A 24,987-nucleotide genomic window follows, 5' to 3' on the forward strand; every position below is an offset into this window, starting at 1 on the left:
GCTGTGTTCCGAGCGTTGCCCGTCCCGGTATCGCGCGGACGTGCCCGTCACGTCCAACCCGCACCGACCCGTCCCCTGCCATGAAAGGCGGATACCCGTGAGCCGAGCTTTGATCGTCATCGACGTGCAGAATGACTTCTGTGAGGGCGGCAGCGTTCCGGTGACCGGCGGCGCGGATGTGGCTGGCGCCATCGCCGATTTCGTGGACCGGCAGACCGGCTACGACTTCGTCGTCGCCACGCGCGACTACCACATCGATCCGGGCGATCACTTCTCCGAGCGACCTGACTTCGTGCACTCCTGGCCTCGCCACTGCGTTGCGGGGAGCGAAGGCAGCGAGTTCCATCCGAACTTTGCGCCCGTCGTCGCTTCTGGGGCCGTCGACGAGGTCTTCCACAAAGGACACTACGCAGCCGCCTACAGCGGGTTCCACGGCGTGAACGAGCCCGGCAGCCTGCTGGCCAACTGGCTGCGCGAGCATGACGTCCGCCAGGTGGACCTCGTCGGCATCGCCACCGACCACTGCGTGCGGGCCACGGCCCTGGACGCGGTCCGCGAGGGCTTCGAAGTGCAGGTCCTGCTCGACCTGACCGCGGCCGTCGCCGCGAAAACCACCGACGCGGCCGTACAAGAGCTGCGCAAGGCCGGCGTGAAGCTCACCGGCAGCCCGGTGCTCGCAAACGACTGACCAGCCGTCACGGCACAAAACAGCACAGTGCGCAGACGACTGGTCCGGAACGGACCGCCGTCACTACAGTGGCGCTTTGCGCGCCAGCCAGTTGCCGGTGAACCGCGCCGCCTGCACCATCCGGATAGTGATCACCACTGCGAATCGCTGGTGGCCGGAGGCGATCGCGATGTCCCCGAGGCCGCCGCCACCGACCACGCACGCCACCGCGCGCTCAATGTCCACCCCAGCCCTGGCAGCCAGTTCGTTCCCGGCTGCGGCGTGCGGCACGGACCCATCGGCCGTGCGCGGTGCGGAAACCCTTCGGTGGCGCCGGACTCGCCGGGCACCACCGACGCCAGATCAAGGCGGAACGCCAACGTGTGTTGAACGTGATCCAGCACGTCATGGTGGCGCGGAGTTCTGCACTACACAAGCTACGGCGACGCGCGCTACCCCGCCTACTGCTGGGACCTCCGCGGCCGACAACGCTCCGCCGGCACTTTCACCCGGCTCGTCAACCTCGCAAGCGGACGTCAACGCTTCGCACGCTACGTCGCCGAGGTATGGCTGCCCGACCCACGCCATGGAACTCCACCCGCCAGGGCTACCAACAGATCACCCAGAAATACCTGCCGGCCGAGTTCGGGCCAATGCGATGAACGAGATCCTGCCCGACCACATCCGCGACTTCCTCCACCGCCTCCAGACCGACGGCGCCTCTGCCCACACCGCTGCAAGACAGTGCTCTCCGCTATCTCCACCACCGCACTCAACGACCAGGTCATCTACTTCCACCCCTGCACCGGGGTCAAGGGGACGGAGTGCAGTGCGGTCCGAGCACGAGGCGCCGAGACCCGGCGCGGGAGGCGATTAGCCACCGGGGCTCGGCAGGGCGGGCGACGTCGCCAGCAAATGGAGCACGATTACATCGCAGGTATTCGACCCTGGACCGCGGACAGCGGTTGGTGACGCTTGCGACTATTCACAGTCAACCACTTCTCACATTCCTTCGGTGCCACTGGCGTCGCGGTCCCGCTCGAGATAGAAGTAGCAGTATTTACCGTTGTCGTAGACCATATCGTCCTTGCCGGTCATGATCCCCATCACGGTCGCCGAGTCCACCAAACGGAAGTGATCGACGATCGCGACCTTGTCGTACACCATCGCGGTCGACAGCTCTTCCCTGAACTCAATCCTCCAGATGCTGGCCTCGCCATCATTCTGCCGCCGGGAATAGATTTCCCCATCTTCCTCTAGACACAGCAGGGGTTTCACGTCGAGCTGCGAATTGAACTGCTTGCCGTACCATTTGATCTCGTCGAGCCATTTGATCGCTTTGTGTCCGGTCTGGAACACGCCCCCCTTCCAACGACCGCCGATCAGGTTGCCGAAGGAGACCGGCTCCAACTTCTGGAACAGTGCATCCAACTCGTCGGTGTTCACGCCACTGCTCTGATCGCGCAGCCGACGGAAAACCTGAATCGTATCCAACGTCTGGGTCGCGCTCATCTGCGTCTCCATAGGCACACTGACTTCCTGATCCGCGGACAGCGGGCGCTTCGACTTCCCGGCGCGCATTTTCGTGCACCGCGGCAGGGTTTCCGACTGGAACCACCTGACGGTAGCAAGTAGGTGCACCCGCATCCAGGAATGGCTTGGTTCTCACCCGGGGCGGTACGTCTTCGACTCCTGGCTTTATGTCACGACATGAGTTGTTGACCACGAATTGCCGTACCATTGGTGAGTTTTTCCACCATTCTGGCGTTCTCGGCTACGGTCTGCATCCGGACGCGCAGAGCTTCCTGCTTCCGGTTCTCTGAACGGTGGTTCTGCACGGCGAGGCTCGTTGGTGTCTCCTCGTTTGACGTCCCGCGAGGACGTTTGGTCACCTGTGGCCCAAAACAGTCGACACCCCTTCGGAGAGGAAACAGATTATGAATCGAACGGGAACGCACGTACCAACGGTCAGCAGGTATGACTATCCCCTGTCCACCGAGCGTCCCGAGTTGTTGCGCACCAAGAGCGAGAAGGCTTTCACTGACATCACCCTCGCGAAGATGCGGGAGGGTGGCCTGGTCAATAATGACCTGAGGATTCACCCGCAGAGCCTGCTTTTGCAGGCGCAGATAGCCAAGGACGCGGGCCGCCCCGAACTTGCGGATAACCTGCGCCGCGCCGCGGAATTGACTCAATTCGATGATGAGAAGAAAATCCTGGAGTTCTACGATGCTATGCGGCCGAGCCTCGCAAATCGCGAGCAGATGACGAAGGTCGCCGCTGAACTGGAGGAAAAGGACGCGCCGCTCTGCGCCCAACTGGTCCGTGAAGCGATCGAGGTGTACGAGGAGCGCAATCTGTTCCAGCACCAGGACGGCGCCGGACAGCACCCGACGAGCACTGATGAGGACCAGCCGTGACCAGCTCGCCACAGCCTCGAACCCACCCCGCCACAGATTTCGCCGTCCCTACCCAGTCCAGGGTCGGGAACGCAGACGACAGCACCCCCGCCCGCGATGGCAGCCCCACCGGACCGGTTACGACGCCGGACGGCAAGCTCCGACGGACATTGGCCCTGGAGCAGCGCGAGGTCAACAAGGACGGGTTCATCAAGGAATGGCCGTCGATGGGCCTGGTCGCGATGGACAGTCCAGCCGACCCGAAACCCAGCGTGTGTGTGGACCACGGCCAGATTGTCGAAATGGATGGCAGGAAACGCGCGGATTTCGACTTCATCGACAGATTCATCGCCGACAAGGTCATCGACCCCTCGGTGACCGAGAAGGCAATGGCCCTCTCGGCAACAGAGATCGCACACATGCTCGTTGCCCCGACGATCTCCCGCCAAGAGGTACTCGCGGTCTCCCGCGGGCTGACCCCGGCGAAGCTGCTGGAAGTCGCCAAGACCATGAACGTGGTCGAGCTGATGATGGCGTTCCAGAAGATGCGTGCCCGGCGCACCCCCGCCAACCAGGCGCACACCACGAACAAGCTGGAGAACCCAGTCCTGATCGCCGCCGACGCCGCCGAGGCGGCGCTACGGGGATTCCGCGAACTGGAGACCACACTCGGCGTGGTGAGATACGCTCCGTTGGTCGCGATCGCCCTACTGGTCGGTTCGCAGACGGGGCGAGGAGGAGTGCTCACCCAGTGCGCCCTCGAGGAAGCCACGACGCTCAAGCTGGGCATGCGCGGACTGACCACCTACGCCGAGACGGTCTCGGTCTACGGCACGGAGCAGGTCTTCGAGGACGGGGACGACACCCCATGGTCCAAGGCATTCCTCGCCTCTGCCTACGCCTCCCGCGGCATCAAGGCCCGGTTCACCTCCGGTACCGGCTCAGAGGTCCTCATGGGCCACGCCGACGGCAAGTCCATGCTCTACCTGGAAATACGATGCATCCTGGTGACCAAGGGCGCAGGCGTGCAGGGCCTGCAGAACGGCTCGATCAGCTGCATCGGTCTGCCCGGAGCCGTGCCCGCCGGCATGCGTGCCGTGGTGGCCGAGAACATGATCACCGCGATGGTCGATCTGGAATGCTCCGCAGGCAACGACCAGGCGTTCTCGCATTCGAAGATGCGTTCCACCGCCCGGTTCCTGCCGCAATTGCTGGCCGGGTCAGACCTGGTGACCGGTGGATACTCCAGTGTCCCCAACGAGGACAACATGTTCGCCGGCTCCAACGAGGACGTGCTGGACTACGACGACTGGAACACCCTCCAACGTGACTTCCAAGTCGACGGTGGCCTGCGCCACGTGACCGATAAGGAGATCCGCACGGTCCGTGAAAGTGCCGCACGCGCTCTGCAGACCGTGCTCGCCGGCCTGGAGCTCGACCCGCCTATCACGGTCCGCGAAGACGAGATCCAGGCCGCAATCAACGCCTTCTCCAGCGCCGACATGCCAAAACGGGACATCCACCAGGACCTCAAGGCCGCCGACTATATCGACAAGAAACGAATCTCCGGGTTGGAAGTGGTGCGGGCCTTGGACAAGGACCCCCAGCATGCGGAGACTGTCAGCAACATGCTGACCATGCTGCGGCAGCGGGTCTCCGGTGATCTGCTGCAGACCTCGGCCATCCTGGACCCCGATCCCGGAATGACTCCGCGCTCGGCGGTCAACGACCCCAACGACTACGCCGGACCCGGCACCGGATACCGCCCCAGCGGACAACGCTGGGAGGAGATGAAGGTCCTCCGGCACCTGATCGAGACCCACCCCCACCGACGTGTCGACGACGCGGGTGAAGATGACGCTGACACCCCGGAAGCCAAGAAGAAAAAAGCGGACGAACAGGCGATGCGCCGGCTCACGTTCGAGGAGGGGAATCCCGCAGAGAAGCGAGACGATCCCCACGAAGTCGTCATCGCACTCTCCCCAGGCTTCGGCCGCTTCAGCGGCACGACCATCACCGGCGAGTACGCTTTCGCCGACATCCTGAAGGCACTGATCGCAGGCATCAAGACCCATGGCGGCACCCCTCGGTTCATTCGCTGCCTGCACAGCGCCGACGTCGCTGCCGTGGCACACACGGCGGCCAAGCACTCCGGATCGAAGATCGGTGTGGGCATCCTGTCCCGTGGTACCACCGTCATTCACCACGCGGACCTACGGCGGTTGCAGAACCTGGAACTCTTCCCCCAGGCACCGGTGATGACCCCGGCGATCTTCGAGGAGATCGGCAAGAACGCCGCTCTCTACACGCAGCGGGGCGATGCGCCCGACCCTGTACCGACGAAGAACGACTACATGGCCCGGGTCAAGTACCAGGCCAGGGCGGCACTGTCGCAGATCAAGGAGATCGGGTTCGTCACGGAGGACGCCCCTCCCGTCGAACTGGACTTCAGGGTGGACGGGGTGCACTGGAAGGACCTCTGATGTGGACCTTTCGCCTTCCGAAGAACAACCCCTTGGGACGAGGAACCGATGCCCGCGCCGCGGCTCGCCCTTACAGGCACCCGATACACCCTTGATGCAGCATCGTAGGAAGCCGATCGGATCGGAAAGCCGATGAATGTCGCCGTGGTCGACACTGCTGGGTACCCACTGCCCCGGCCGGACACAGCACTGTCGGCCAGCGGCAACATCTCCAGCCGCAAGGCCCGCACGGCGGCACTGCTGAGGCGGGTGTGCCCCTGCCGAGAGCCCGGATCGCCTGATCACGGCGTGCTGGCGGTGTTGTTGCTCGCCGGTGAGGGTTCGGGCTGAGGTGGTTCAGTGCCAAGTGTCGGCGGCGGTGGTTGTAGAAGGCGATCCATCGGAAGCCCTGCTGCCGGGTCTCAGTCTCACTACCCCACATGCCATGTCCATTGTGGAGTATTTTGCGTTTGAGCGACGCGAAAGATGATTCCGCCAAAGCGTTATCGTAGCTGGAGCCGACCCGGCCCATCGACCGGCGCTACCCACGAGGCAGTTGGGTGGGCGGTCGCGCGAGAGCGTCCGCTTGAGCGACTGCGGGCGACCTACCTGTACTCCGCGTCCGACGCGACTGATCAGGACGGATGACGTTATCGGCAAGGGCAAGGTGTACCGATGGCCAACAACCTGATGATCCGGGCCCGGTCGATGGTCATCGAGGGCCAGACCCAACTCTCCGCGTGATCAGTGCCAAGCGTCCAGCGCACGCCGAAACCACCCACGCGGGTGAACAGCGGCGCCTTCCACAACGCGACCCCATTTCGCACCCGCGAAACCGATCCTCCCGAAATCCTCCCAAGTTGCCGCTCCCACCCCGAACATCGAGGACCAAAGTCCCGGCCCGTTGCTTTCGTGAGTGCTGCATGCGCGTGGTCCCAGGCAATGCGTTCTTGTTCGAGCAGTAGGCCTGTGCCGTTCTGCCGATGACTTGCACGGACCGGTCATTGCGCCGCGCGGATCGCCGCCGAAATGCGGTCCACATCGGCCCGTTCCTGCTCAGGTAGCGGCGCCCCCGCGCTGTCCCGCTCCGCCGCGGCGGCCGCCAACAGCTGCCGGGCTCGCTCGGCGTTCCCGGCGAGGACGGCGGCTCCGGCGAGCCCTTCCAGCGCGAGGGCGACCGCGCGGGGGTCGCCGGTGTCCCGGGCCACTGCCAGGCCTTCTTCGTGGAGGTCGTGCGCCTGCTCCGGATCGCCGCGCAATTCTGCGATGAAGCCCAGCTCGGCGAGGCTGTGCGCGATGCCCGGCGCGTAGCCCACTGATCGGTTCCAGTCCAGCAGTACCCGGATGTGCCTTTCGGCGTCGTCGAGCCGACCCTCACGTCGGGCACCGAGGCCGAGTCCCGCTTCTGCGAAGAACCGGCCGGTCACGTGGCCCTTACTGGCCGAGAGATCGCGGGCACGCTCGTGCAGCAGCCGCGCCCGGTCCAGATCACCGGCGAGCAGGGCGAGCCTGCCCAGCCCCGACAGCATGTCGGCCACCTGCGGCCACAGCCCGAGTTCCTCGGCCCGGCGCAGGCCGTCGCGAAGCAGGCGCGCCGCTTCGGCGTAGTCGCCGATGACCTCGGCTCTCCGGGCGAGCAGGCCAGCGGTCCGAAGCTGCCCCCACCGATCACCGAGATCCGCGAAGACCCTGGCGCTTTCGGTCGCGTCACGCTCCATCGTCGCAACGTCACCGCGCAGCAAGGCGTGGTGGGCGGCGCTGCCCAAGGCCGCGGCTATGCCCCATTTGTCCCCGGCCGCGCGGAATCCGGCCAGGGCGCGCTGCGCAAGCGTGTCGCCGACCGATTGGTCACCACCGCCGAGCAACGCCTCCGCCAGCAGCCATTCGGTGAACGCACGGCCTGCCGGATCACTGACCCGGTCGAATCCGGCCAGTCCGGCGTCCACCAGCGCAGTCCGGTCCGAATCGCTGCCGCTGAGCAGCATCAGCCCCGACCGCCAGCCGTTGGCCCGCGCCCACAGAGTTGAGGCGGAATCGCCAGGCGTGCTCAGCGCCGCGTCGAGCAGCCGGACACCGTCGGCGAGCCGTCCGCGCAGGAACCAGTACCAGGCCAGCGCGTCGACGAGGCGAAGCGCACCGCCGGAATCACCGCGACGCACCGAATCCTCCACGGCGGAGCGCAGATTCGCGTACTCGGTGTCCACCACCGCGAGCCACCGCCGCTGGTCCGCGCTGCGCAGCCGGTCGCGCGCTCGTTCGGCGAGGGTCGTGTAGTACTCGTTGCGCACCTCTCGGACCAGGTCGGCCTCGCCGGCCTGGACCAGACGATCCGAGCAGTACAGCGCTACCGACTCCAGCAGCCGGTAGCGCGGTCCTTCCTCGGTGTCGGTCATCGCGACCAGCGACCGGTCCACCAGGCGTGCGAGCAGGTCGAGGACCCGTCCGCGAGGCAGCTCCTCGCTCGCGCAGATGTGCTCGGCCGCGGCCAGCCCGAAACCATCGGCGTGCACCGAAAGCCTTCTCAGCACGGCCTGTTCCGGTTCGGTCAGCTGCTCCCAGCTCCAGTCGATCATCGCGCGCAACGTCTGCTGGCGACCGGGCGCGCTCCGGTGTCCAACGACCAGCAGCTCGAATCGATCGTCCATCCGCGCGGCGAGTTCGCGGACCCCGAGCGCCCGCACTCGGGCGGCGGCCAGCTCCAGCGCCAGCGGGATCCCGTCCAGCCGGCGACAGATGCTGGCGACGGCCGCGGCGTTCCCGGCATCGATGGCGAAGCCGGGAGCCGCGGCGGCCGCTCGGGCCATGAACAACCGGACGGCGCTGAACTTCGGCAACGCCTCGGCACCGGTGTCCGCGGGCGAGTGCGGCAGTTCGAGTGCGGCGACCGAGTACAGGGCTTCACCGGATACGCCGAGTGGTTCCTGGCTCGTCGCCAGCACGCGCAGTCCCGGCACCGATCGCAACAGCCGCTCGGTCAGTTCGGCGACCTCGGCCACCAGGTGCTCGCAGTTGTCCAGGATCAGCAGGACCCGTTTGCCGTCCAGCGCGGTGATCAGCTGGTCGACCGGACCGGCGCTGGACCGGCCGTCGTCGCGGATGCCCAGCACCGCGTGCACGGTGTCCACGATCGCGGTGTGCGAGGAGGAGCTCACGTCGATCCCGGCCAGCTCGACGAACCACACGCCGTCGGGGTGCTCAGCGATCAGGGCACGCGCTGTCTCGACCCCCAGTCGGGTCTTGCCGACGCCGCCGGGCCCGATGAGGGTGACCAACCGGTGCTCGCCGACCAGCGCGCACACGTCGTGCGTCGCTTCGGCCCTGCCGATCAGCTCGGTCAGCTGGCCGGGCAGGTTCGTCGGAGTGGCGACCGGGCGGGGCGCGATCAGCGGGTCCTGCTCGAGGATCGCCTGGTGCACGGCGACGATCTCGGGGCCCGGATCGACTCCGAGCTCGGTGCGCAGCCGCTCCCGCAACTCGGTGAAGTCGGCAAGCGCCTCGCTCTGCCGTCCGGCGCGGTACAACGCACGAAGGTGCGCTGCCCGCAATCGTTCGCGCAGCGGATGCTCGGCGATCACGGGCGCCAATTCGCCGACCAGCTCGGCGTGTTCGCCCAGTTCGAGCAGCGCTTCGGCCCTGGCTTCCACCGCGGACAGCCGGAGTTCCGTCAGCCGGGCCGCTTCGACCGCCGCGAACTCCTCGTCGGCGACCTCGGCGAAAGCGGCGCCGCGCCAGAGACCGAGCGCGGTGCTCAGGGCGTCGGCCCGAGATCGGGCATCCGCTCCGCCGGTCCCGAGCAACTCCTCGAACCGGCCGACGTCCACCGCGTCGGCCGGGACGTCCAGGCTGTAGCCCGCGGCCCGCGAAACCACCAGCGTGCGGGCGCTCGGCTCGGCGGCGGCGAGAGCACCACGCAGCTGCGAAACCTTGACCTGCAGCGCGGCAGGCGCATCACGAGGCGCCCGCCGCGGCCACAGCACGTCGATGAGCCGGTCGGTCGACACCGAACGTCCACGGTGGACGAGGAGAACGGAGAGCACCCTCAGCACCTGTCCGGCCGGGATCGTGACCGGCTCACCCTCATCCGTCCACGCCATCATCGGGCCGAGCACGCCGAACCTCATATCCGTGACGATACGGTCCCGCCCGAGCGCCGTGTAAGGAACGCGGTAGGGCGGCCGTAGGAGAGCTGTAGGCCGCTCCGGCGAAGGTCGTGACCACACGACGACAGCCGGAAAGGCGGATCCGATGCAGACGACCGACTCCTTGCGCGTGGCGATCATCATCGGCAGCACGCGGGCGCAGCGATTCGGCCCGACGGTGGCCGAGTGGTTCCACGACCACGCGATCAAGCACGGTGGGCTCGACCTGGACCTGATCGACCTCGCGGAGACCGGGCTGCCCGACGTCCTGGGCCACCCCGACGACGCCGTCGACTCCTTGGCGCCGCGCCTCGCCCAGGCCGATGCGTTCGTCTTCGTCTCGCCCGAGTACAACCGCGGCTATCCCGCCTCGCTCAAGAACGCTATCGATTCCTACGTCGACGAGTGGAAGGCGAAGCCGGTCGCCATCGTCTCCTACGGCGGCGTCTCAGGTGGCTTGCGGGGTGCCGAACAGCTGCGCCAGGTGTTGGGAGAGCTGCACGCCGTCACCATCCGCGACACGGTGAGCTTCCACTCGTGCTGGAACAAGTTCGACGACAACGGCCAGCCGCTGGACATCGACGGTGCAGGTGCCGCCGCGACGGCGCTGCTCAACCAGCTCACCTGGTGGGCCCGCGCGCTGCGCGCCGCCCGCATCGCCCAGCCGTACCCGTTCTGAGCCCGGAAGGAGGCACCGATGTTGAAACGACCGGCGACAGCCCTGGCCCTGCTGGCCTTCTCCAGCCTGATCACCTCGCTGGACTTCACGATCATCTACGTCGCCCTACCCGATATCGCCCGCGACGTGGGCTTCTCCGCCCACTCCATGCAGTGGGTGGTCAGCGCGTACGCCATCTTCTTCGGTGGCCTGCTGCTGCTGGGCGGACGGTCCGCTGACCTGCTCGGCAGGCGGCGGATGTTCGTGCTCGGGATGGTGCTGTTCGGCGCCGCGTCGCTGCTGGGCGGATTCGCCGCCACCACGACCGCCCTGATCGCGGCGAGGGCGATCCAGGGGATCGGCGCGGCAGTGCTGTTCCCCGCGACGTTGTCACTGGTCAACACCATGTTCGAGGAGGGGAAGCAGCGGATCCGAGCGCTCGCGGTGTGGGCGGGGGCCGGTGCCGGCGGACTCAGCCTCGGGGCGCTGCTCGGCGGGGTGCTGGCCAGTGCGTTCGGGTGGCAGGCGGTGTTCTTGGTCAACGTTCCACTCGTGATCGCCGGAACGGCGGCGGCGTTCCTGGTGCTGCGCGCGGACGGTCCTCGCGACCGTGGGCGCTTCGACGTGCCCGGCGCGCTCACCGGAACCGTGGGCACCACCCTGCTGGTGTTCACCGTGGCGCAGGGGCCGGAAACCGGGTGGACCTCGGCACCTGTCCTGGGCGGTGGCGTGCTGGCGGTCGTGCTGCTGGCCGCGTTCCTGGTCATCGAGGCACGCAGTTCCGGCCCGCTCATGCCGTTGCGGCTGGCACGCAAACTGGCCCCGGTGCTCGCCGTCATCTTCGTTTTCGGCGCGACCATGCAGAACGTCGTCTACTTCCTCACGCTGTTCCTGCAGAACGTGTGGCGGTACAGCGCACTCGTCACCGGACTGGTCTTCCTGAGCCTTTCGGCGGTCATCGCGGTCGCGAACTTCATCGCTGAGCGGCTCATCGTCCGGATCGGAATCCGCACCACCCTGATCAGCGGTCTGCTGCTCGGCGCGGTGGGCGGTGCGCTCCTGGCCGCGGGGATGGTCACCGATGGCTCCTACTGGACGATCCTGACCGGGATCCTGGTCTACGGCGCGGGGATGGGCACCGTGTTCCCGACGGTGTTCGCCGCCGCTGGAACCGGTGTCGCCGAGCAGGAGCAGGGCAGCGCCGGTGGGCTGGCCAACACCTCCATGCAGGTCGGCACCGGCGTGGGGCTGGCGGTGCTCGTCGGTATCGCGAACGCCGGTTCGGCCGGGCTGGACGGTGACGCATTGCGGATCGCGACTGCGGAAGGTCTGCGCACCACGGTCGTCGTCGCGGCCGCGCTCACCCTCCTCGGTCTGCTCGCCGCGGTGCTCCTGCCCAGCCGTCGAACGGTCAACGCGGACAACGACACCACAGCAGCCGAACCGGTCGCGGCTGCCTGAACACCCCCTAGTCGGGAGAGAAGGCGAGGAGAGCATGAGCACACCGACACATCCGTCCTACCGGTGGAGCGGTGAGGACCTGGACTTGGACGCCTACCTGGCCCGGATCGGCTTCGAGGGTGACCGCGCGCCGACGGTGGCGACGCTGCGCAGGCTGGTCTACCTGCACACCACGACGATCCCGTTCGAGAACCTGGAGATCGTCCTCGGCCGGCCGGTGCTGCTGGACGTGAAGTCGTTGCAGGACAAGATGGTTCGGCAGCGTCGGGGCGGATACTGCTACGAGAACAGCGCGTTGTTCGCGGCCGTGCTGGAAAGGCTCGGCTTCGGTGTCATCGGCCTGGGCGGGCGGATCTTCATCGGCCCGGACAACGGGCCGCTGCCCGCCACGCACGCGGTGCTGCGCGTGACCACCGCCGAGGACGATCGAGCCTGGCTCTGCGACGTCGGCTTCGGCTCGGGCCCGATGGAACCGATCGAGCTGACCCCGAGCGATGGCGAACTCACCATCGGCGGATGGCGGTTCCGGCTCGAACTCGGCGCGGACGAACTCGGCGCGCAGGTGGGGGCGCTGCACCACTTCTCCCGCAACGGCTGGCTGAACCGGCGCACGTTCACGATGACCCCGCAGTACCGGATCGACTACGAGGTCGGCAGCCACTACGTGTCGACGTCCTCCCATTCGCCGTTCACCACGCGACCCATCGCCCAGAAATTCCACCCGGAGGTCCACCACCTGCTCGACGGCGTCACCTTGAACACCCAGTATCCGGACGGAACCGGTGAAACCCGCGACGTGGACCGAGCCGACCTGCCGGAGATCCTGTCCGAGACCTTCGACATCGACCTTGACGATGCGGACGCGACGCAGCTCGTCGAGCAGCCGTGGCCAGCGGACCAGCGCCCTTGACCCGGTGCCGCCGGGCCGGGCGCGCCGGCACTCCCGCCCGGAGGTCGGGCCCGTGAGCGGTTCGGGGTGCTATAGCGCCCCGAACCGCTCACGGTCCGATGTGGACGTGGGCGGACCAGTAGGCGGGGTTTTCCGGTTCGCGGGCGCGGAGTTGACGGACGGCGTTGTGCAGGGCGTAGGTCACGTGATCGGTGTCGTAGTCCTGTGCGGCTCGCTATCCGGACGCGGCTACTTCAGCCGAGCCCGTGCCCTGCGTCGGGTCGTGATCACCGCAGCCATCGATGCCAAGGACACCACAGCGAACAGGCAGATCGCTGGATTCACGAAGGTGGGCACCGATTCGTACCCGCTACAACTGGTGTCGCTCAGCGGCCAGTCCATGATCGGGTGATTGCCCATGAGGTCATCGTCGATGGTGCACGGGTCGGTGGGGTCCTTCCTCAAGGAGCCCTTCATCGAAGTAATCCCGTAGCCGACTGTGGCTAGGAAGGCGAGCGCGCAGCCGGCGCCGAGCCGCCCCCAAAGTTCAGGCCGGCGCCAGGCGTCACGGGGATCCCGGGCGGTGGTGACGACGACGCTGATGACGTAGCCCGCAGCGATGAGAAACAGCAGCCACCAGGTGAGCCCGATGATGAGGACGATCCAGAAAGCGACTGCCCAAACCACTTCCATGCTCAGCAAGCTACTCCATGTGCCCCGAGGCAGTCTCGAGCAAGGCCGGATCGTTCCCAGTGGCGCCGCGACGCGCTAGGCCCCTGAACGCTGGGCCCGCCGTCCCGGTGCGGTCGTTCGCGCATCTCCCTCAGCCGGGTCACGAAACGCCTGCTCAGCAAGGACAACCGCAGCGTGGTCACGCTGGCGCTCACCGCCGAAGGCAGAAGGCTCGTCCACCAGGTGCTGGCGTGGCGACGCACAGTCCTGACCCGGTTGCTCCAGAAGCTCGACCCCGACGAAGTCGCCACGGCGACCAACACGCTCGCGCCGAATTACGAGTTCCGCAGAGGCAGCAAGGACTGGACCGAAGCGTTCGAACCGAGCGAGCTGCGCGAATGGCAGTCCCAGCTGCAACGGGGGCGCGCGGCCGTCCATCTGCTGTGCGCTCAAGAGACCCGCGCTCAAGCGGATGCCTTCGTCAAGGCGTGCTGGCGTGCCAAGAACATTGACCAGGAAGACCTGGTCCGAGAGCTGCGTGCGTTCACCGCATCGCTCCGGAAGGAGATCGGCAGCAAGTAGCTTTCGTCGGGCAAGTCGCCTCGACTTCGTACCGACCTCCCATCGCTCCCAGGGGCGGGTGAGTTCAGATCACGGTCCCCGGCTACCGGGGAGGGCGCCGCCGGAATCGTGCGTTTCGCGTGTTCGGCGTCGGAGAGTTGTTCCAGGCGCAGTAGCCAGGTCTCGAAGGCGTGTTCGTCGGGGAAGCCTGAGGCGTAGGAGCCGGGTAGGGTCTCACACCGCATGACATGTCGATCTTTTTTAACCTGCGGTTTCTCCTCTGTCTCACAGTGATTGCGGCCGTGATCAGTCTCAAACTCGTGGCACTTCTTCGCCCCGGCGCAGCCGGTCGCGTCCGACTAGCCGCGCCGGTCTCACAGGGTTCAGGCAGCGTTGCGTGCTGATCTAAGGTGCCGCCATGACGCTCAAGCTCCGGCCGCTCGCACTCGACGACGTCACTGCCGTCCACGTCTGGGCCTGCTTGCCGGAATCGTGCCGCTATCAGGCGTGGGGCCCCAACACTTACGAGCAGACGCAGGCGTATGTGCGGGCCGCGGTGGCGGCACCCCCAGACCGGCTGGTTTTCGCGGTGCTCGTCGATGGCGACATTGTGGGCAGCGCCGAGCTGAAGCTGCGCGGCCCGAGCACCGGCGAGATCGCATACGCGGTGCATCCACGGCTATGGGGGCAAGGCATAGCTACGGCTGCGGCGCGGGAACTGCTGCGTATCGGCTTCAGCGAGCATGGGCTCCACCGCATATCCGGCACGTGCGACCCGCGCAACCTCGCCTCGGCGGCGGTGTTGCGCAAGATCGGCATGCGATACGAGGGCCGGATGCGCGGCACCGCGTACATTCGCGATGGCTGGCGCGACTCGGATCTGTACGCGATCCTCGCCGACGACTGATGGATCAACACGGTTCCGAGATCGACGAGGCACACGCCTGGGCCGGCATGTGCTCGGCCGCGAAGTACAGGGTCGCGCCGTCGGTGTAGCCGCAGCCGACGCGGACCCACAGGTGCGGGTTGACCTGGAACGCCGCGCCAAGTTTGTCCACAACGGACACTCTCGCGCCCTCGAATCCTTGTACGCACTCTGCCCTGGCCCAACGGGGCCTGCTCGACCGCGACGCGTTGCGCGCCTGCCTGGCCGCGCCACAACCGGACACGGTCATGCGCCAGACGCTGGAAGTCCTGATCAACTGCGAGACCTGGCTGCGTGCCGCACTCCAGCCCACCACTCCCAGGAGGCCCGATGCCACTGCGACTGCACCCTGACGTGGCGACCACCGACACCGACGACGGCACCGTCCTGCTGCACCAGCGCACCGGACGCTACTGGCAACTCAACACCACCGGCAGCACAATGCTCCGCCACCTGCTCGACGGCCACACCCCCGAGGCCATCGCCGCCGATCTCACCGACCGCTACGACATCGATCAACGCCAGGCCGAACGCGATGTCACCGCCGTCCTCGACCAGCTCCGCACCGCGCAACTGGTGGTGAACCCATGAGCGTGCCCGTCGCCCTCGGCCAACGGCTCAAACTCCCGCTGCACCGCCGCATCCTGCCGCTACTGGCCGTCGCTCTCGCCCGGCCGCTCGCGAGAACCACACCTGCCCGACTTCGTCGCGTGCTGGAGTTCGCCCGCCGAGGCGCGTCTCCGGCCACGGCCGAACAAGCACTGACCGCTCGAAACCACGTGGTAGCGGTCAGCCTGCGCTGCGCCGGACAGGGCTGCCTGCAACGCTCCATCGCCACCGCCCTGCTCTGCCGCACCCGAGGCACCTGGCCCACCTGGTGCACCGGCGTACGAACCCACCCCTTCGCCGCCCACGCCTGGATCGAAGCCGACGGCCAGCTCATCGGCGAGCCCTACCCGGAAGGCCACTACAAACCCATGCTCACCATCTGAGCTGGTCGGCGTCACCGGGTGGGTGGCGAACTTCCACAGCGTCGAAGCACCACTCCGCGACGGGGTTGGCGTGGTGGGGCCAGCCGCGTGACTCGGTGAGCGCCATCAGTTCGGTCATGCCGTAGGTGAGGCCGCGGTAGGTCTGCGGGATCGGCGCCAGGTCGAGCCCGCCGTAGGCCCGACCCCCGGCCAGCTCGGCGCGCAGCCAGTCCGGGGCCGGAGCGACGGTGCCCGCGCACTGGCGCTAAAGGTGCATCGGCATCCACCAGTGGCTTTGCTGAACCCATTGGTTGAGCTGGTACTACCGGAACGCGTTCTGCTCGGACGGGTCGTTGCTCGCCTCTTCGGCCGGGGTCCTCGTAGTACTCGCCGAAAAACGGGCGAACATTACCCCAGCGACTGCCGACTGAAGCTGCTTCTCGCTAGGTGCAGACCGCGTACTCGCCTCCGAACGGCCTGCTGTCAGAGCTGCTGCCGCCAGGACGGATTCTCCAAGCGAGATTTCCGTTGGCGTCGAAGAAATCCACGTAGACGGGCAGGTTGTTGCGGTAAGAGTTGACGTGATCACGCAGCCCGTAGACGAGCAGGGTCCAACAGCCGACTCCGGTTCGCTCGGTCACGAACCTCATGTCGTTGAATCCGGTGTTGTAGTACAGACACAGGCCATTGGGCCGGCAGGCCTCAGCGGCCGAGGCCTGCGGTGCGGCCACGGCGCCAGTGGCCGCCAGCGTCACCGCGGCAGCGACGGCGACCCCGCCTCGCCCTACCCGTCGAATGAATCTCATCAGCATTTCCCTCGCGTCCAATTGGTGCCCGGCCCGTTCCTGGCCCCTCCCGCACAAACGCCCGGATCGAAAACGTCGTTGTCCCAGAGCGAGCACATCACCCAGACGGCGGTCTCCGGCCTTCACGTCGTAGAGCTGCCGCAAGGCGTACAGGTTCAGATGTCCGTCCTCGAGGTCGGGCCATGAGCAACCGTGCCAGCGCTGCGGTGCACGACACCCGTCGCAAAACGCAGTTCAGCGGTCGTGCTGTGGAGCGAGGCACGTTTGGCACAGTCAAGCCTGGCTCGACGTGCGGGCAGGGAGTGGATGCTGCTGGTCGCCGGGATCAAGCCCCAACACGGTGGCCTCGGTTTTATCAACCAGCAGCCGAGGGCCGTGCCGTGGCGAAACGGTGCAGGACTGGTCGAGACTTGTCGCATGCGCCTGCTGCTGATCGCCGACACGCACCTCCCCAAGCGCGCCAAGACCCTGCCGGACGAGGTTTGGGACGCAATTGCGGCTGCCGACGTAGTGATCCACGCAGGCGACTGGGTCGAGGTCGCACTGCTGGACGAGCTGGCGGCGCGCACCTCCCGGCTAATCGGGGTGTACGGCAACAACGACGGCCCGGAGCTGCGGAAGCGCCTGCCCGAGATCGCCCGGGAAGAACTGGGCGGAGTCCGGCTCGCAGTGATCCACGAAACCGGGCCGGCCAAGGGCCGCGAGGCCAGGTGCGACCGGCAGTTCCCCGACACCGACGTGCTCGTGTTCGGCCACAGCCACATCCCGTGGGACACCACGACGCCCGGCGGCCTCCGCTTGCTCAACCCGGGCTCACCCACCGACCGCCGCAGCCAACCTCACTGCACGTACCAAACGGCCGAAATCTCCGACGGCCGCCTCCACGACGTCGAACTCCACCGCCTTTCGCCCCGAACCACGACCCGCCAGTAGCGCCGGGCGCACGCCCTTCCCGGTAAAGGCCAGATCCACATCTCCGCGTGATCAGCGCAAGCGTCCAGCGCACACCGAAACCACCCACGCAGGCGAACAGCGGCGCCTCCCACCCCATTTCAAACCCGCGAAACCGATCCTTCCGAAATCCTCCCAAAAATGCCGAAAAATCGAGACGGCACCCATCGGGACGATCACTCGAGATCCACACCGGGACACGGAAACGCCCGCTGACCTGCACTTTTGTGCCGATCAGCGGGCTCTCTTCACGGTCGGGCTGACAGGATTTGAACTGCGACCCCTTGACCCCCAGAAATGTCCACAAGAGACAGTGACCAGCGGAGGTGTGGCGCGGTGGATTCGTCTCGATTGCCCACCTCGGCAGTGGCTGCGCAAACTGCTCAACCGCTACCCACAGACCCGCCTCGTGGTCACCTCCCGTCCAGCCGCCGCCGGAACACGATGGCATGAAGCGCTCACGGCCCCACGGAACCACGTTGTCCTGTATGTCTGCGGTCACACTCGTTGGAAGCAACCAGCCACGGGGTCGCACGTCTATGTCATCGAAAGAAGGTTGCAGACCGGATCTTTTAAGGACAGTGAAATGAACCTGCGCACCATCGGGACCACCCTGACCGCCGCCGCGGCCCTCGCACTTTCACTCAGCGCATGCGGCTCGGCCCAGCAGACGCCGCCGGCCCCGCAGCTGGGCAGTGCGCAGGGTGGCACCTACGCCGGCTCGAACTCGCAGGGCGACGAAAGCCCTGACGACCAGGGGCCCTGCGAAATCGACAACATGAATCCGTCTTTCGAGCTCTCTTCGACCGGCCACGTGAACGCCCACCTGAAGGTCACGAACGCCGGCGAGGCTAGCTGCACCCTGACCGACGACTTCCCGGACGTCACGTTCATGGACCGGGAAGGGAACCCGTCCGACGGTCTCCAGATCAACCACGGCCAGCCGGGCACGGGCGGCCCGGTCATCCTCGAGCCCGGCCAGTCGGCCGCTGCGGACGTCGAGTGGCCGGCTGACCAGGGCGGTCCCGACGGGCCGGCCTGCAACCGGGTCTGGGCCGTGATCCTGAAGATGAACGACGGCGAGCCGAAGACCATTGAGCCCACCAACGGCGGAGTCTTCGACCTGTGCGGCGGCGAGGCCACGATCAGCAGCTGGCAGGAGGCCTGACCCGCAAAGCCCCGCGGAGCAACGCATCCTCGGGACCGGGCAGTCGTGGGCCGCGAGAAGCCCAGGATTGGCGGCGAAGTCCTCATCGGCACCGGCAGGGCGAAGGCGAAGCCCTCGCCCTGCACTGGAACGACGTCCACCTCGACGACCGGTCCGCCAGACACTGTCCAATGTAAACAACGCGACACCCGTGTTCACCACACCCAAAACCAAAACCAGCCTCGAATGGATCGGACGCTCATCCCGGGTCACCGCCGCTCTGCAGCGACAAGCCACCCGCCAACCCTGCCCTTGCCGATAACCTCATCCGCCCTGGTCCGAGGCGGTGTCCGGGTAGGTCGACCATAGTCGCTCGAGCGGACGCTTTCGCCGCTGTCGAGCACCACGGCATGGTGATCGACTGTGCTGCTGAGACTGGCGTACCTGGGTGTGACGAACACGTTCGCCATGCTGCGCCTGCGACCGATGAGTGACCGGGACAAGGACGTGGAGATCCTGGCCCTGCGCCATCAGATTGCGGTGCTGGAACGCCAACTCGGCAAGAACAGGGTGCCGGTTCACTCCGAGCGATCGAGCGTTCCTGGCGGCACTGCTGCACCGGCTGCCGCTGGAGGTGTTGCATCGGCTTCGGCTGCTGGTGCGTCCGGACACGGTGCTGCGCTGGCACCGCGACCTGGTCGCACGCCGCCACGCGACCATCTCCAAACCGAAGCGCCCAGGACGACCGCGCACCGTCCGCTCCATCCGAGCTTTGGCGCTGCGCCTTGCCAAGGAGAACCCCAGCTGGGGAGATCGCCGTCTCCACGGGGAACTACTCGTCCTGGGAGTGAAATTGGCCGCGTCCACCGTCCGGGAAATCTTGCAGGCCGCCGGTGTCGACCGGCACCCGAACGGAACTCCAGCACATGGGCGGACTTCCTGCGCTCCCAGGCCCATGCCTTGCTGTCGTGCGACTTCTTCGAGACAGTCACTCTGTCCGGGGCACGAATCTACGTGCTGGCGGTGATCGAGCACGCCAGTCGCCGGATCCGGATCCTGGGCGCGACCGCCCACCCGACCGCCTCCTGGGCAGCGCAAGCCGCGAAGAACCTCGTCATGGACCTCGAGGACGCTGGCAGCTGGGCAAGGTTCCTGATCCGGGATTGGGACGGCAAATTCCCCGCCCTGTTCGATACCGTCCTGACAGAGACGGGGATCAAGGTCGTGCTCAGCGGCGTCCAGATGCCGCGAATGAACTCAATCATGGAAAGGTGGGGGCAGACCTGCCGCCGCGAACTCCTCGACCGGACCTTGATCTGGAATCAGCGACATCTGCTCCGTGCCCTGCGCGAGTTCGAACAGTTCTACAACTCCCACCGGCCTCACCAAGGCATCGCGAACGCCCGCCCGCTACGTCCCTTGCCCGTGCCAGTCACCGATCCGGAACAGCTCGAGGCCATCGACATACGTCGACGCGATCGACTGGGTGGCATCCTTCATGAGTACCAGCGCGCAGCATGACCTGCGTGGATGCGGTTTTCGGCAAGGGCAACGCTGGCCCGCGAGGTGATGGACGACGAAGAACGCGACCGGCTGGTCGCCAACATCGTCGGCCATCTGCTCAAAGGGTCACCGAGCCGGTGCTGGAGCGCGCCTTCGAGTACTGGCGCAAGGTGGACGAGGACCTGGGCCAGCGGGCCGAGGAGGGCGTCCGCTCCAGGCAGTCCTGATCGGGCGGATCACGCCGTGCAGACGAGGGGCCCGCCTCCGCCAGGCGGCCGGGCCCCTCCTAACATCCGCGAGCCGAATCCTCGTAGAGAGCGGTGGTTTCGTCGTGAACCTGCTCAATTCGCACCACAGTGCGCCAGTTCGGGTGCTGGAGCGGGCCTCGCTAACCGGAGCGGATGTCCCGAAGCTCCTCGCCGAGATGCTGGAGTGTCAGGACACCGGGATCACCGTTGTCGACCTGGAGACGCTGCAGCAGCGGCTGTCCGAAAGGCACGGCGGCGAGACCGAGCGGGCGGGCAAGATCGTCGCGGAGAGCTGCGCGGTTACCTCGCCGCGCAGCTCTCCGCGGAGGTGACCCCGCCCGTGACCGCGCTGCGTGAGCGCGCCGCCGAGGTCGTCGACGCCGAGCTGCTGCACTTGGAAGCCCGGTTGCCCGAGCTCGACGGCACCGTGCAGGGCGAGCTCGCCCGCACGGTGCGCCGCGTCGTCTACAAGCTCCTGCACACCCCGACCGTGCGGGTCAAGCAGCTGGCGTCGGTGCCTGGCAGGGCTGGCTACGCCGATGCGCTCCGAGATCTCTTCGAAGGCCGGGTCAGATAGATTTTGGCGGCCTGTCGGTGGCCGTGGTTAGCATCGCGCTGGGCAGCCAGGATTCTCTTTCAAGGGGTAGCGATGTTGCGTGCTGTGTTCGTACGAACCCTGAAGGCGGGCGTGACGTATGAGCAGTTCATGGAAGCTTGGGTTCCGGGGGATGTGGACGACTACCCCGCGAAGGTCAGCGTCTCACGCAATGCCGCCGACGACCGGCAGGTGATCACGATCCTTGAGCTGGACATGTCCGTCGCCGAATTCGAAGACAAGCGCACGGCGCTAACTCGTCCGGACGCACTGGAGCGACTCGCCGAGATCGTGGATACGACCGAGTTGGCGGGACTGTACGAGGATGTGTTCGACAACAAGGATCTGTGAGGTCCCCGGCGGTCGGGCTGTGAGCTCGCCGGACAACAGAAATCCACAATGGACCTGGTTGTCCGCAGTACCCAGGAACTCAATTGAGGTTCGACTGATTAGCACACCGACCGTTGTGCAGTCGGGCCGCGCTGGACGGTCGGCACTGGGTTGACCGTCCACAAGCGTCGGCGCGGCGAACCGCGCGGTGCCGGCCGGATCGATCGCGCACGGGATGCCGCAGAACCTCACCGCCATGCCACCCAATCCTTCACCTCGAAGCTATCGCCTACGCGCCGCACTTCGGCGGCGCCCGGCCCGGGGAAATGCGTGGGGAACAGCAGGGCGCCCCGGTCGGCCGCCTCCCCCAGCACCCGGCGACGGCTCTCCCGTGCGCGGGGCTCGTCCTCGTCGAAGCCGGGGCAGTCGTCCGGCTCCACGATCTGCAGCGGGCTGTGCAGCAGATCTCCGGCGAACACCGCCCGATCCGCGCCCGACCGCAGCCATACGACGGAGGAACCCGGTGTGTGGCCGGAGGCCGGCTCGATGCGGAGCTGGGCGTCAACGTCGTAGTGGTCGCCCGCCCACAGCACGGTCTGCCCGGCCCGGTGCACGGGGCGACGCTGTCCTCGAAGACGTTGGCCATCTGGAGGCCGGCGCGGTCCAGGTCGCTGGTGGTCACGTACTCGTCTGGCTGACAACAAGACGGCCGTTGAATGGCTCGCGGCCATCTCGCCGCGGGCGATGTGGTGCTCGTCAAGGCCTCCCGCGCGGCGCGCCTCGACGAGATCGCCGCTGCGCTCACGTAACCCGGCAGCTTGGGGCGGCATATCGTCCGCGTATCGAAAATCGCATACGTGCTGACAACACGGCGCTGTCTTGACTTGAGACATGGCCTCCAGCGAATTGGGTTTGATCTACAGCGAAGCGACCACGGACCGTCGCGCCCGAACGATGGTCGAGCCATCTCCCTCGTCCATCCCGACGACAGGACTCGCGGTCTTCGGATGCGGCCAGGACGAAGCCACCTTGTTCCAGGAGATAGGGGCACGCCTCGGATTGTCGCCCACCATCACCGAGGCCGCCGCCTGCGAGACCAACGCTGAACTGGCACGTGGCAACCGATGCATCAGCGTGGACCACAAGACTCAGATCACCAATCCCACGCTTCTGGCGCTCAGCAAGGCCGGTGTGGAATACATCTCCACCAGAAGCATCGGCTACAACCACATCGACCTGGAGTACGCCGAGCGCGTCGGCATCTCGGTGGGCAACGTCGCCTACTCACCGGACAGCGTGGCCGACTACACGTTGATGTTGATGCTGATGGCCTTGCGCCACGCGAAATCCACCATCCGCCGCACCGACGCTCATGACTATCGGCTGAGCGACACTCACGGCAAGGAGCTGCGGGACCTGACCGTCGGGGTGATCGGAACAGGCCGCATCGGCACAGCGGTTATCGACCGGCTGAGAGGCTTCGGCTGCCGCGTGCTGGCCAACGACAGCCGGCATCAAGCCTCGGTCGACTACGTACCGCTCGATGAACTGATCGAGCAGAGCGACATTGTCACGCTCCATACCCCGCTCACCGCGGACACCCATCATCTCCTCGATCGTCATCGCATCGAGCGGATGAAGCCCGGCGCGTACGTCGTCAACACAGGGCGCGGCCCGCTGCTCGATACCCAGGCTCTCCTGTCGGCGTTGGAGAGCGGCAGGTTGGGCGGTGCGGCGCTGGATGTCCTCGAAGGCGAGGAAGGCATCTTCTACGCCGACTGCCGAAACAGGCATATCGAGAACGAGGCCTTGGTGCGGCTGCAGCGCCTGCCGAATGTGCTGATCAGTCCGCACTCCGCCTATTACACGGACCACGCCCTGAAAGACACCGTCGAGAACAGTCTCATCAACTGCCTGAACTTTGAGAGTGGGAGAACAGCATGAGCAGATTGAAGGTCGGAATCATCTTTGGTGGCGCGTCCGAAGAGCATCCCGTCTCCGTCAAATCGGCGCAAGAGGTCGCCAGGAACCTCGACACCGAGAAGTACGAACCGCTCTGGATCGGCATCACCACGGGCGGCGATTGGAAGCTCTGTGACGGCCCTGGCGCGGATTGGGAGAATGGCAGCGCTCGTCCAGCCATGCTGTCACCCGCCCGAAGTGTGCACGGCCTGCTGGTCATGGGGCAGGAGGGCTATGAGGCGAGACGCCTCGACGTCGTCTTTCCCGTGCTTCACGGCAAGCTCGGCGAGGACGGCGCGATCCAGGGCTTGTTGGACCTCTCCGGCATCCCCTACGTCGGCTGCGACGTCCAGGGCTCGGCCGTGTGCATGGACAAGTCCCTGGCTTACACCGTCGCCAAGAGCGCAGGAATCGCCACGCCGAACTTCTGGGTCGTCGCGGAGAACGAGAAGGTCGACCCCGACCGTCTCCCCTATCCCGTCTTCGTGAAGCCGGCTCGATCAGGTTCATCGTTCGGCGTCAGCAAAGTCACCGACAAAGACGAGTTGCCGAGCGCGCTGAGCGCAGCGCGACAGTACGACTCGAGGGTTCTGATCGAGGAGGCGGTGGCCGGCGGCGAGATCGGCTGCGCGGTCCTCGAAGAACTGTTCGGCCTGATCGTGGGCGAGGTGGACCGCGTTGACCTCTCGCACGGATTCTTCAGAATCCACCAGGAGGACTCACCCGAGACCGGATCGGAGAACTCGACCTTCATCGTTCCCGCCGACATCTCCGACGAATCGCGCCAGCTCGTCCAAGAGACCGCCAAGACCATCTACCGCACCCTGGGCTGCAAGGGACTTGCCCGCGTCGACATGTTCCTCACCGACGACGGGCGGGTGGTCCTCAACGAGGTCAACACCATGCCCGGCATGACGTCTTACAGCCGCTACCCGCGGATGATGGCCGCCGCAGGGGTGCCGCTGTCCGATCTGATCGACCGGCTCATCTCGATGACACTGCACGGGAAGAAGCGATGAACGACGACTTCGTCTACGTTGACGATTGGGTGCCGGGCGTCCGCTGGGATGCCAAGTACGCCACCTGGGACAACTTCACCGGCAAACCCGTAGACGGCTATCTCGCGAATCGCATCGTCGGCACCCGGTCCCTGTGCGCGGCCCTGGAGCAAGCACGCGAGAAGGCAGCCTCCCTCGGCTTCGGGCTGCTCCTCTGGGACGGGTATCGCCCCCAACGCGCCGTCGACTGCTTCCTACGCTGGTCGGAACAGCCCGAGGATGGCCGGACCAAACTGCGGCACTACCCGAACATCGACCGGCCCCAGATGTTCAAGAACGGATATGTGGCCGCGAAGTCGGGCCACAGCAGGGGCAGCGCCGTCGACCTGACCCTCTATCACCTTGCCACCGGTGAGCTTGCTCCCATGGGTGGCGGCCACGACCTCATGGACCCGATCTCACGTCATCGAGCCCGAGGAATCACGCCAACCGAGGCCCAAAACCGTGAGCATCTCCGTTCCATCATGGAGGACTGCGGATTCGATCGGTACGACTGCGAATGGTGGCACTACACGCTGAGGAACGAGCCCCATCCTGATGTCTACTTCGACTTTCCCATCACGTGATCGGAGTCTCCATTGCA

The 24,987-nt window shown here is 66.3% G+C and carries 25 protein-coding genes and 3 pseudogenes; 20 read left to right on the top strand and 8 right to left on the bottom strand.

The window, feature by feature from the left end:
• The first annotated feature begins 97 nt into the window (after positions 1-97).
• Entirely contained in the window at positions 98-688 is a 591-nt protein-coding gene (locus tag AB0H93_RS33670; RefSeq protein ID WP_358578421.1) for an isochorismatase family protein, read from the top strand.
• 63 nt (positions 689-751) lie between these two features.
• On the opposite strand, the gene AB0H93_RS33675 is transcribed toward AB0H93_RS33670, so the two are convergent.
• The gene (locus tag AB0H93_RS33675; RefSeq protein ID WP_358578423.1) at positions 752-913 is read right to left on the bottom strand and encodes a hypothetical protein; all 162 of its coding nucleotides are present in this window, start codon (positions 911-913) and stop codon (positions 752-754) included.
• A 756-nt stretch (positions 914-1,669) separates the two neighbouring features.
• A complete protein-coding gene (locus AB0H93_RS33680; RefSeq protein WP_358578425.1) occupies positions 1,670-2,179 on the bottom strand; it encodes a DUF4334 domain-containing protein in 510 nt (169 codons plus the stop codon).
• 425 nt (positions 2,180-2,604) lie between these two features.
• On the opposite strand from AB0H93_RS33680, the gene AB0H93_RS33685 reads away from it, so the two are divergent.
• From AB0H93_RS33685 to AB0H93_RS33695, 3 genes are all read left to right on the top strand, one after another.
• Positions 2,605-3,087, top strand: coding sequence for a diol dehydratase small subunit (locus AB0H93_RS33685; RefSeq protein ID WP_358578428.1), 483 nt, complete (start codon positions 2,605-2,607; stop codon positions 3,085-3,087).
• On the top strand, positions 3,084-5,549 hold the full coding sequence (locus tag AB0H93_RS33690; RefSeq protein ID WP_358578430.1) for a propanediol/glycerol family dehydratase large subunit: 2,466 nt from the start codon (positions 3,084-3,086) through the stop codon (positions 5,547-5,549). The genes AB0H93_RS33685 and AB0H93_RS33690 overlap by 4 nt, the downstream gene beginning before the upstream one ends.
• 144 nt (positions 5,550-5,693) lie before the next feature.
• On the top strand, positions 5,694-5,879 hold the full coding sequence (locus tag AB0H93_RS33695; protein ID WP_358578530.1) for a hypothetical protein: 186 nt from the start codon (positions 5,694-5,696) through the stop codon (positions 5,877-5,879).
• Between the two features lie 37 nt (positions 5,880-5,916).
• Here the strand turns inward: AB0H93_RS33695 and AB0H93_RS33700 are convergent.
• Together AB0H93_RS33700 and AB0H93_RS33705 are read right to left on the bottom strand one after the other, a co-directional pair.
• Positions 5,917-6,060 (bottom strand): annotated as a pseudogene (locus tag AB0H93_RS33700) (IS3 family transposase); the annotation flags it as partial.
• Between the two features lie 469 nt (positions 6,061-6,529).
• Complete coding sequence (locus AB0H93_RS33705) at positions 6,530-9,649, bottom strand: BTAD domain-containing putative transcriptional regulator (RefSeq protein WP_358578433.1); 3,120 nt, start codon at positions 9,647-9,649, stop codon at positions 6,530-6,532.
• A 124-nt stretch (positions 9,650-9,773) separates the two neighbouring features.
• Between AB0H93_RS33705 and AB0H93_RS33710 the strand changes: the two genes are divergently transcribed.
• The 3 genes from AB0H93_RS33710 to AB0H93_RS33720 are packed head-to-tail and all read left to right on the top strand — an operon-like array spanning position 9,774 to position 12,696.
• On the top strand, positions 9,774-10,346 hold the full coding sequence (locus tag AB0H93_RS33710) for an NAD(P)H-dependent oxidoreductase (protein ID WP_358578435.1): 573 nt from the start codon (positions 9,774-9,776) through the stop codon (positions 10,344-10,346).
• An 18-nt stretch (positions 10,347-10,364) separates the two neighbouring features.
• On the top strand, positions 10,365-11,786 hold the full coding sequence (locus AB0H93_RS33715) for an MFS transporter (protein ID WP_358578437.1): 1,422 nt from the start codon (positions 10,365-10,367) through the stop codon (positions 11,784-11,786).
• Between the two features lie 34 nt (positions 11,787-11,820).
• Entirely contained in the window at positions 11,821-12,696 is an 876-nt protein-coding gene (locus tag AB0H93_RS33720) for an arylamine N-acetyltransferase (protein WP_358578439.1), read from the top strand.
• Positions 12,697-12,924: 228 nt separating this feature from the next.
• On the opposite strand, the gene AB0H93_RS33725 is transcribed toward AB0H93_RS33720, so the two are convergent.
• A complete protein-coding gene (locus tag AB0H93_RS33725; RefSeq protein ID WP_358578441.1) occupies positions 12,925-13,377 on the bottom strand; it encodes a hypothetical protein in 453 nt (150 codons plus the stop codon).
• Positions 13,378-13,542: 165 nt separating this feature from the next.
• On the opposite strand from AB0H93_RS33725, the gene AB0H93_RS33730 reads away from it, so the two are divergent.
• Together AB0H93_RS33730 and AB0H93_RS33735 are read left to right on the top strand one after the other, a co-directional pair.
• Positions 13,543-13,929, top strand: a complete 387-nt coding sequence (locus AB0H93_RS33730) for a hypothetical protein (RefSeq protein WP_358578443.1) — start codon at positions 13,543-13,545, stop codon at positions 13,927-13,929.
• A gap of 397 nt (positions 13,930-14,326) precedes the next feature.
• Positions 14,327-14,815: a GNAT family protein gene (locus AB0H93_RS33735; protein ID WP_358578445.1), complete on the top strand. Its 489-nt coding sequence runs from the start codon at positions 14,327-14,329 to the stop codon at positions 14,813-14,815.
• Between the two features lie 4 nt (positions 14,816-14,819).
• On the opposite strand, the gene AB0H93_RS33740 is transcribed toward AB0H93_RS33735, so the two are convergent.
• Positions 14,820-14,966, bottom strand: coding sequence for a hypothetical protein (locus tag AB0H93_RS33740; protein ID WP_358578447.1), 147 nt, complete (start codon positions 14,964-14,966; stop codon positions 14,820-14,822).
• Positions 14,967-15,163: 197 nt separating this feature from the next.
• On the opposite strand from AB0H93_RS33740, the gene AB0H93_RS33745 reads away from it, so the two are divergent.
• Both AB0H93_RS33745 and AB0H93_RS33750 read left to right on the top strand, forming a co-directional pair.
• Positions 15,164-15,424 carry a lasso peptide biosynthesis PqqD family chaperone gene (locus AB0H93_RS33745; RefSeq protein ID WP_358578449.1) on the top strand — a complete coding sequence of 87 codons (261 nt, stop codon included), beginning with the start codon at positions 15,164-15,166 and terminating at the stop codon, positions 15,422-15,424.
• Entirely contained in the window at positions 15,421-15,825 is a 405-nt protein-coding gene (locus AB0H93_RS33750; protein WP_358578451.1) for a lasso peptide biosynthesis B2 protein, read from the top strand. The genes AB0H93_RS33745 and AB0H93_RS33750 overlap by 4 nt, the downstream gene beginning before the upstream one ends.
• A gap of 422 nt (positions 15,826-16,247) precedes the next feature.
• Here the strand turns inward: AB0H93_RS33750 and AB0H93_RS33755 are convergent, their stop codons facing one another.
• Entirely contained in the window at positions 16,248-16,754 is a 507-nt protein-coding gene (locus tag AB0H93_RS33755) for a peptidase inhibitor family I36 protein (protein WP_358578453.1), read from the bottom strand.
• A 273-nt stretch (positions 16,755-17,027) separates the two neighbouring features.
• Here AB0H93_RS33755 and AB0H93_RS33760 point away from each other — a divergent pair, with 273 nt between their 5' ends.
• The 6 genes and pseudogenes from AB0H93_RS33760 to AB0H93_RS33785 all read left to right on the top strand — a co-directional run bounded on the left by AB0H93_RS33760 (position 17,028) and on the right by AB0H93_RS33785 (position 21,405).
• On the top strand, positions 17,028-17,543 hold the full coding sequence (locus AB0H93_RS33760) for a metallophosphoesterase (RefSeq protein ID WP_358578455.1): 516 nt from the start codon (positions 17,028-17,030) through the stop codon (positions 17,541-17,543).
• A 604-nt stretch (positions 17,544-18,147) separates the two neighbouring features.
• Entirely contained in the window at positions 18,148-18,729 is a 582-nt protein-coding gene (locus tag AB0H93_RS33765; protein ID WP_358578456.1) for a DUF4232 domain-containing protein, read from the top strand.
• 993 nt (positions 18,730-19,722) lie between these two features.
• On the top strand, positions 19,723-20,229 hold the full coding sequence (locus AB0H93_RS33770; protein ID WP_358578458.1) for an integrase core domain-containing protein: 507 nt from the start codon (positions 19,723-19,725) through the stop codon (positions 20,227-20,229).
• 30 nt (positions 20,230-20,259) lie between these two features.
• Positions 20,260-20,438 (top strand): annotated as a pseudogene (locus AB0H93_RS33775) (catalase-related domain-containing protein); the annotation flags it as partial.
• A 218-nt stretch (positions 20,439-20,656) separates the two neighbouring features.
• Positions 20,657-21,036, top strand: a pseudogene (locus AB0H93_RS33780) (glutamyl-tRNA reductase); the annotation flags it as partial.
• 72 nt (positions 21,037-21,108) lie between these two features.
• Entirely contained in the window at positions 21,109-21,405 is a 297-nt protein-coding gene (locus AB0H93_RS33785) for a hypothetical protein (protein ID WP_358578460.1), read from the top strand.
• A gap of 227 nt (positions 21,406-21,632) precedes the next feature.
• On the opposite strand, the gene AB0H93_RS33790 is transcribed toward AB0H93_RS33785, so the two are convergent.
• The gene (locus AB0H93_RS33790; protein WP_358578524.1) at positions 21,633-22,115 is read right to left on the bottom strand and encodes an MBL fold metallo-hydrolase; all 483 of its coding nucleotides are present in this window, start codon (positions 22,113-22,115) and stop codon (positions 21,633-21,635) included.
• 223 nt (positions 22,116-22,338) lie between these two features.
• Here AB0H93_RS33790 and vanH point away from each other — a divergent pair, with 223 nt between their 5' ends.
• Genes vanH through vanX form a run of 3 tightly spaced genes read left to right on the top strand, consistent with a single transcriptional unit; the run spans position 22,339 to position 24,970 of the window.
• Entirely contained in the window at positions 22,339-23,328 is a 990-nt protein-coding gene (gene vanH, locus AB0H93_RS33795) for a D-lactate dehydrogenase VanH (protein ID WP_358578526.1), read from the top strand.
• The gene (gene vanA / locus AB0H93_RS33800) at positions 23,325-24,365 is read left to right on the top strand and encodes a D-alanine--(R)-lactate ligase (RefSeq protein WP_358578462.1); all 1,041 of its coding nucleotides are present in this window, start codon (positions 23,325-23,327) and stop codon (positions 24,363-24,365) included. The genes vanH and vanA overlap by 4 nt, the downstream gene beginning before the upstream one ends.
• On the top strand, positions 24,362-24,970 hold the full coding sequence (gene vanX / locus AB0H93_RS33805) for a D-Ala-D-Ala dipeptidase VanX (RefSeq protein ID WP_358578464.1): 609 nt from the start codon (positions 24,362-24,364) through the stop codon (positions 24,968-24,970). The genes vanA and vanX overlap by 4 nt, the downstream gene beginning before the upstream one ends.
• Positions 24,971-24,987: the final 17 nt, after the last annotated feature.

Source organism: Saccharopolyspora sp. NPDC050642 (genome assembly GCF_040654735.1).
Classification (GTDB): Bacteria; Actinomycetota; Actinomycetes; order Mycobacteriales; family Pseudonocardiaceae; genus Saccharopolyspora; species Saccharopolyspora elongata.

What these genes read in the sequence shown, in the direction of transcription:
- AB0H93_RS33680 (WP_358578425.1), bottom strand. Translation starts at nt 2,179, where the DNA reads ATGAGCGCGACCCAGACGTTGGATACGATTCAGGTTTTCCGTCGGCTG.
- AB0H93_RS33685 (WP_358578428.1), top strand. Translation starts at nt 2,605, where the DNA reads ATGAATCGAACGGGAACGCACGTACCAACGGTCAGCAGGTATGACTAT.
- AB0H93_RS33705 (WP_358578433.1), bottom strand. Translation starts at nt 9,649, where the DNA reads ATGAGGTTCGGCGTGCTCGGCCCGATGATGGCGTGGACGGATGAGGGT.
- AB0H93_RS33710 (WP_358578435.1), top strand. Translation starts at nt 9,774, where the DNA reads ATGCAGACGACCGACTCCTTGCGCGTGGCGATCATCATCGGCAGCACG.
- AB0H93_RS33715 (WP_358578437.1), top strand. Translation starts at nt 10,365, where the DNA reads ATGTTGAAACGACCGGCGACAGCCCTGGCCCTGCTGGCCTTCTCCAGC.
- AB0H93_RS33720 (WP_358578439.1), top strand. Translation starts at nt 11,821, where the DNA reads ATGAGCACACCGACACATCCGTCCTACCGGTGGAGCGGTGAGGACCTG.
- AB0H93_RS33735 (WP_358578445.1), top strand. Translation starts at nt 14,327, where the DNA reads ATGACGCTCAAGCTCCGGCCGCTCGCACTCGACGACGTCACTGCCGTC.
- AB0H93_RS33745 (WP_358578449.1), top strand. Translation starts at nt 15,164, where the DNA reads ATGCCACTGCGACTGCACCCTGACGTGGCGACCACCGACACCGACGAC.
- AB0H93_RS33750 (WP_358578451.1), top strand. Translation starts at nt 15,421, where the DNA reads ATGAGCGTGCCCGTCGCCCTCGGCCAACGGCTCAAACTCCCGCTGCAC.
- AB0H93_RS33760 (WP_358578455.1), top strand. Translation starts at nt 17,028, where the DNA reads ATGCGCCTGCTGCTGATCGCCGACACGCACCTCCCCAAGCGCGCCAAG.
- AB0H93_RS33765 (WP_358578456.1), top strand. Translation starts at nt 18,148, where the DNA reads ATGAACCTGCGCACCATCGGGACCACCCTGACCGCCGCCGCGGCCCTC.
- AB0H93_RS33785 (WP_358578460.1), top strand. Translation starts at nt 21,109, where the DNA reads ATGTTGCGTGCTGTGTTCGTACGAACCCTGAAGGCGGGCGTGACGTAT.
- AB0H93_RS33790 (WP_358578524.1), bottom strand. Translation starts at nt 22,115, where the DNA reads ATGGCCGCGAGCCATTCAACGGCCGTCTTGTTGTCAGCCAGACGAGTA.
- vanH (WP_358578526.1), top strand. Translation starts at nt 22,339, where the DNA reads ATGGTCGAGCCATCTCCCTCGTCCATCCCGACGACAGGACTCGCGGTC.
- vanA (WP_358578462.1), top strand. Translation starts at nt 23,325, where the DNA reads ATGAGCAGATTGAAGGTCGGAATCATCTTTGGTGGCGCGTCCGAAGAG.
- vanX (WP_358578464.1), top strand. Translation starts at nt 24,362, where the DNA reads ATGAACGACGACTTCGTCTACGTTGACGATTGGGTGCCGGGCGTCCGC.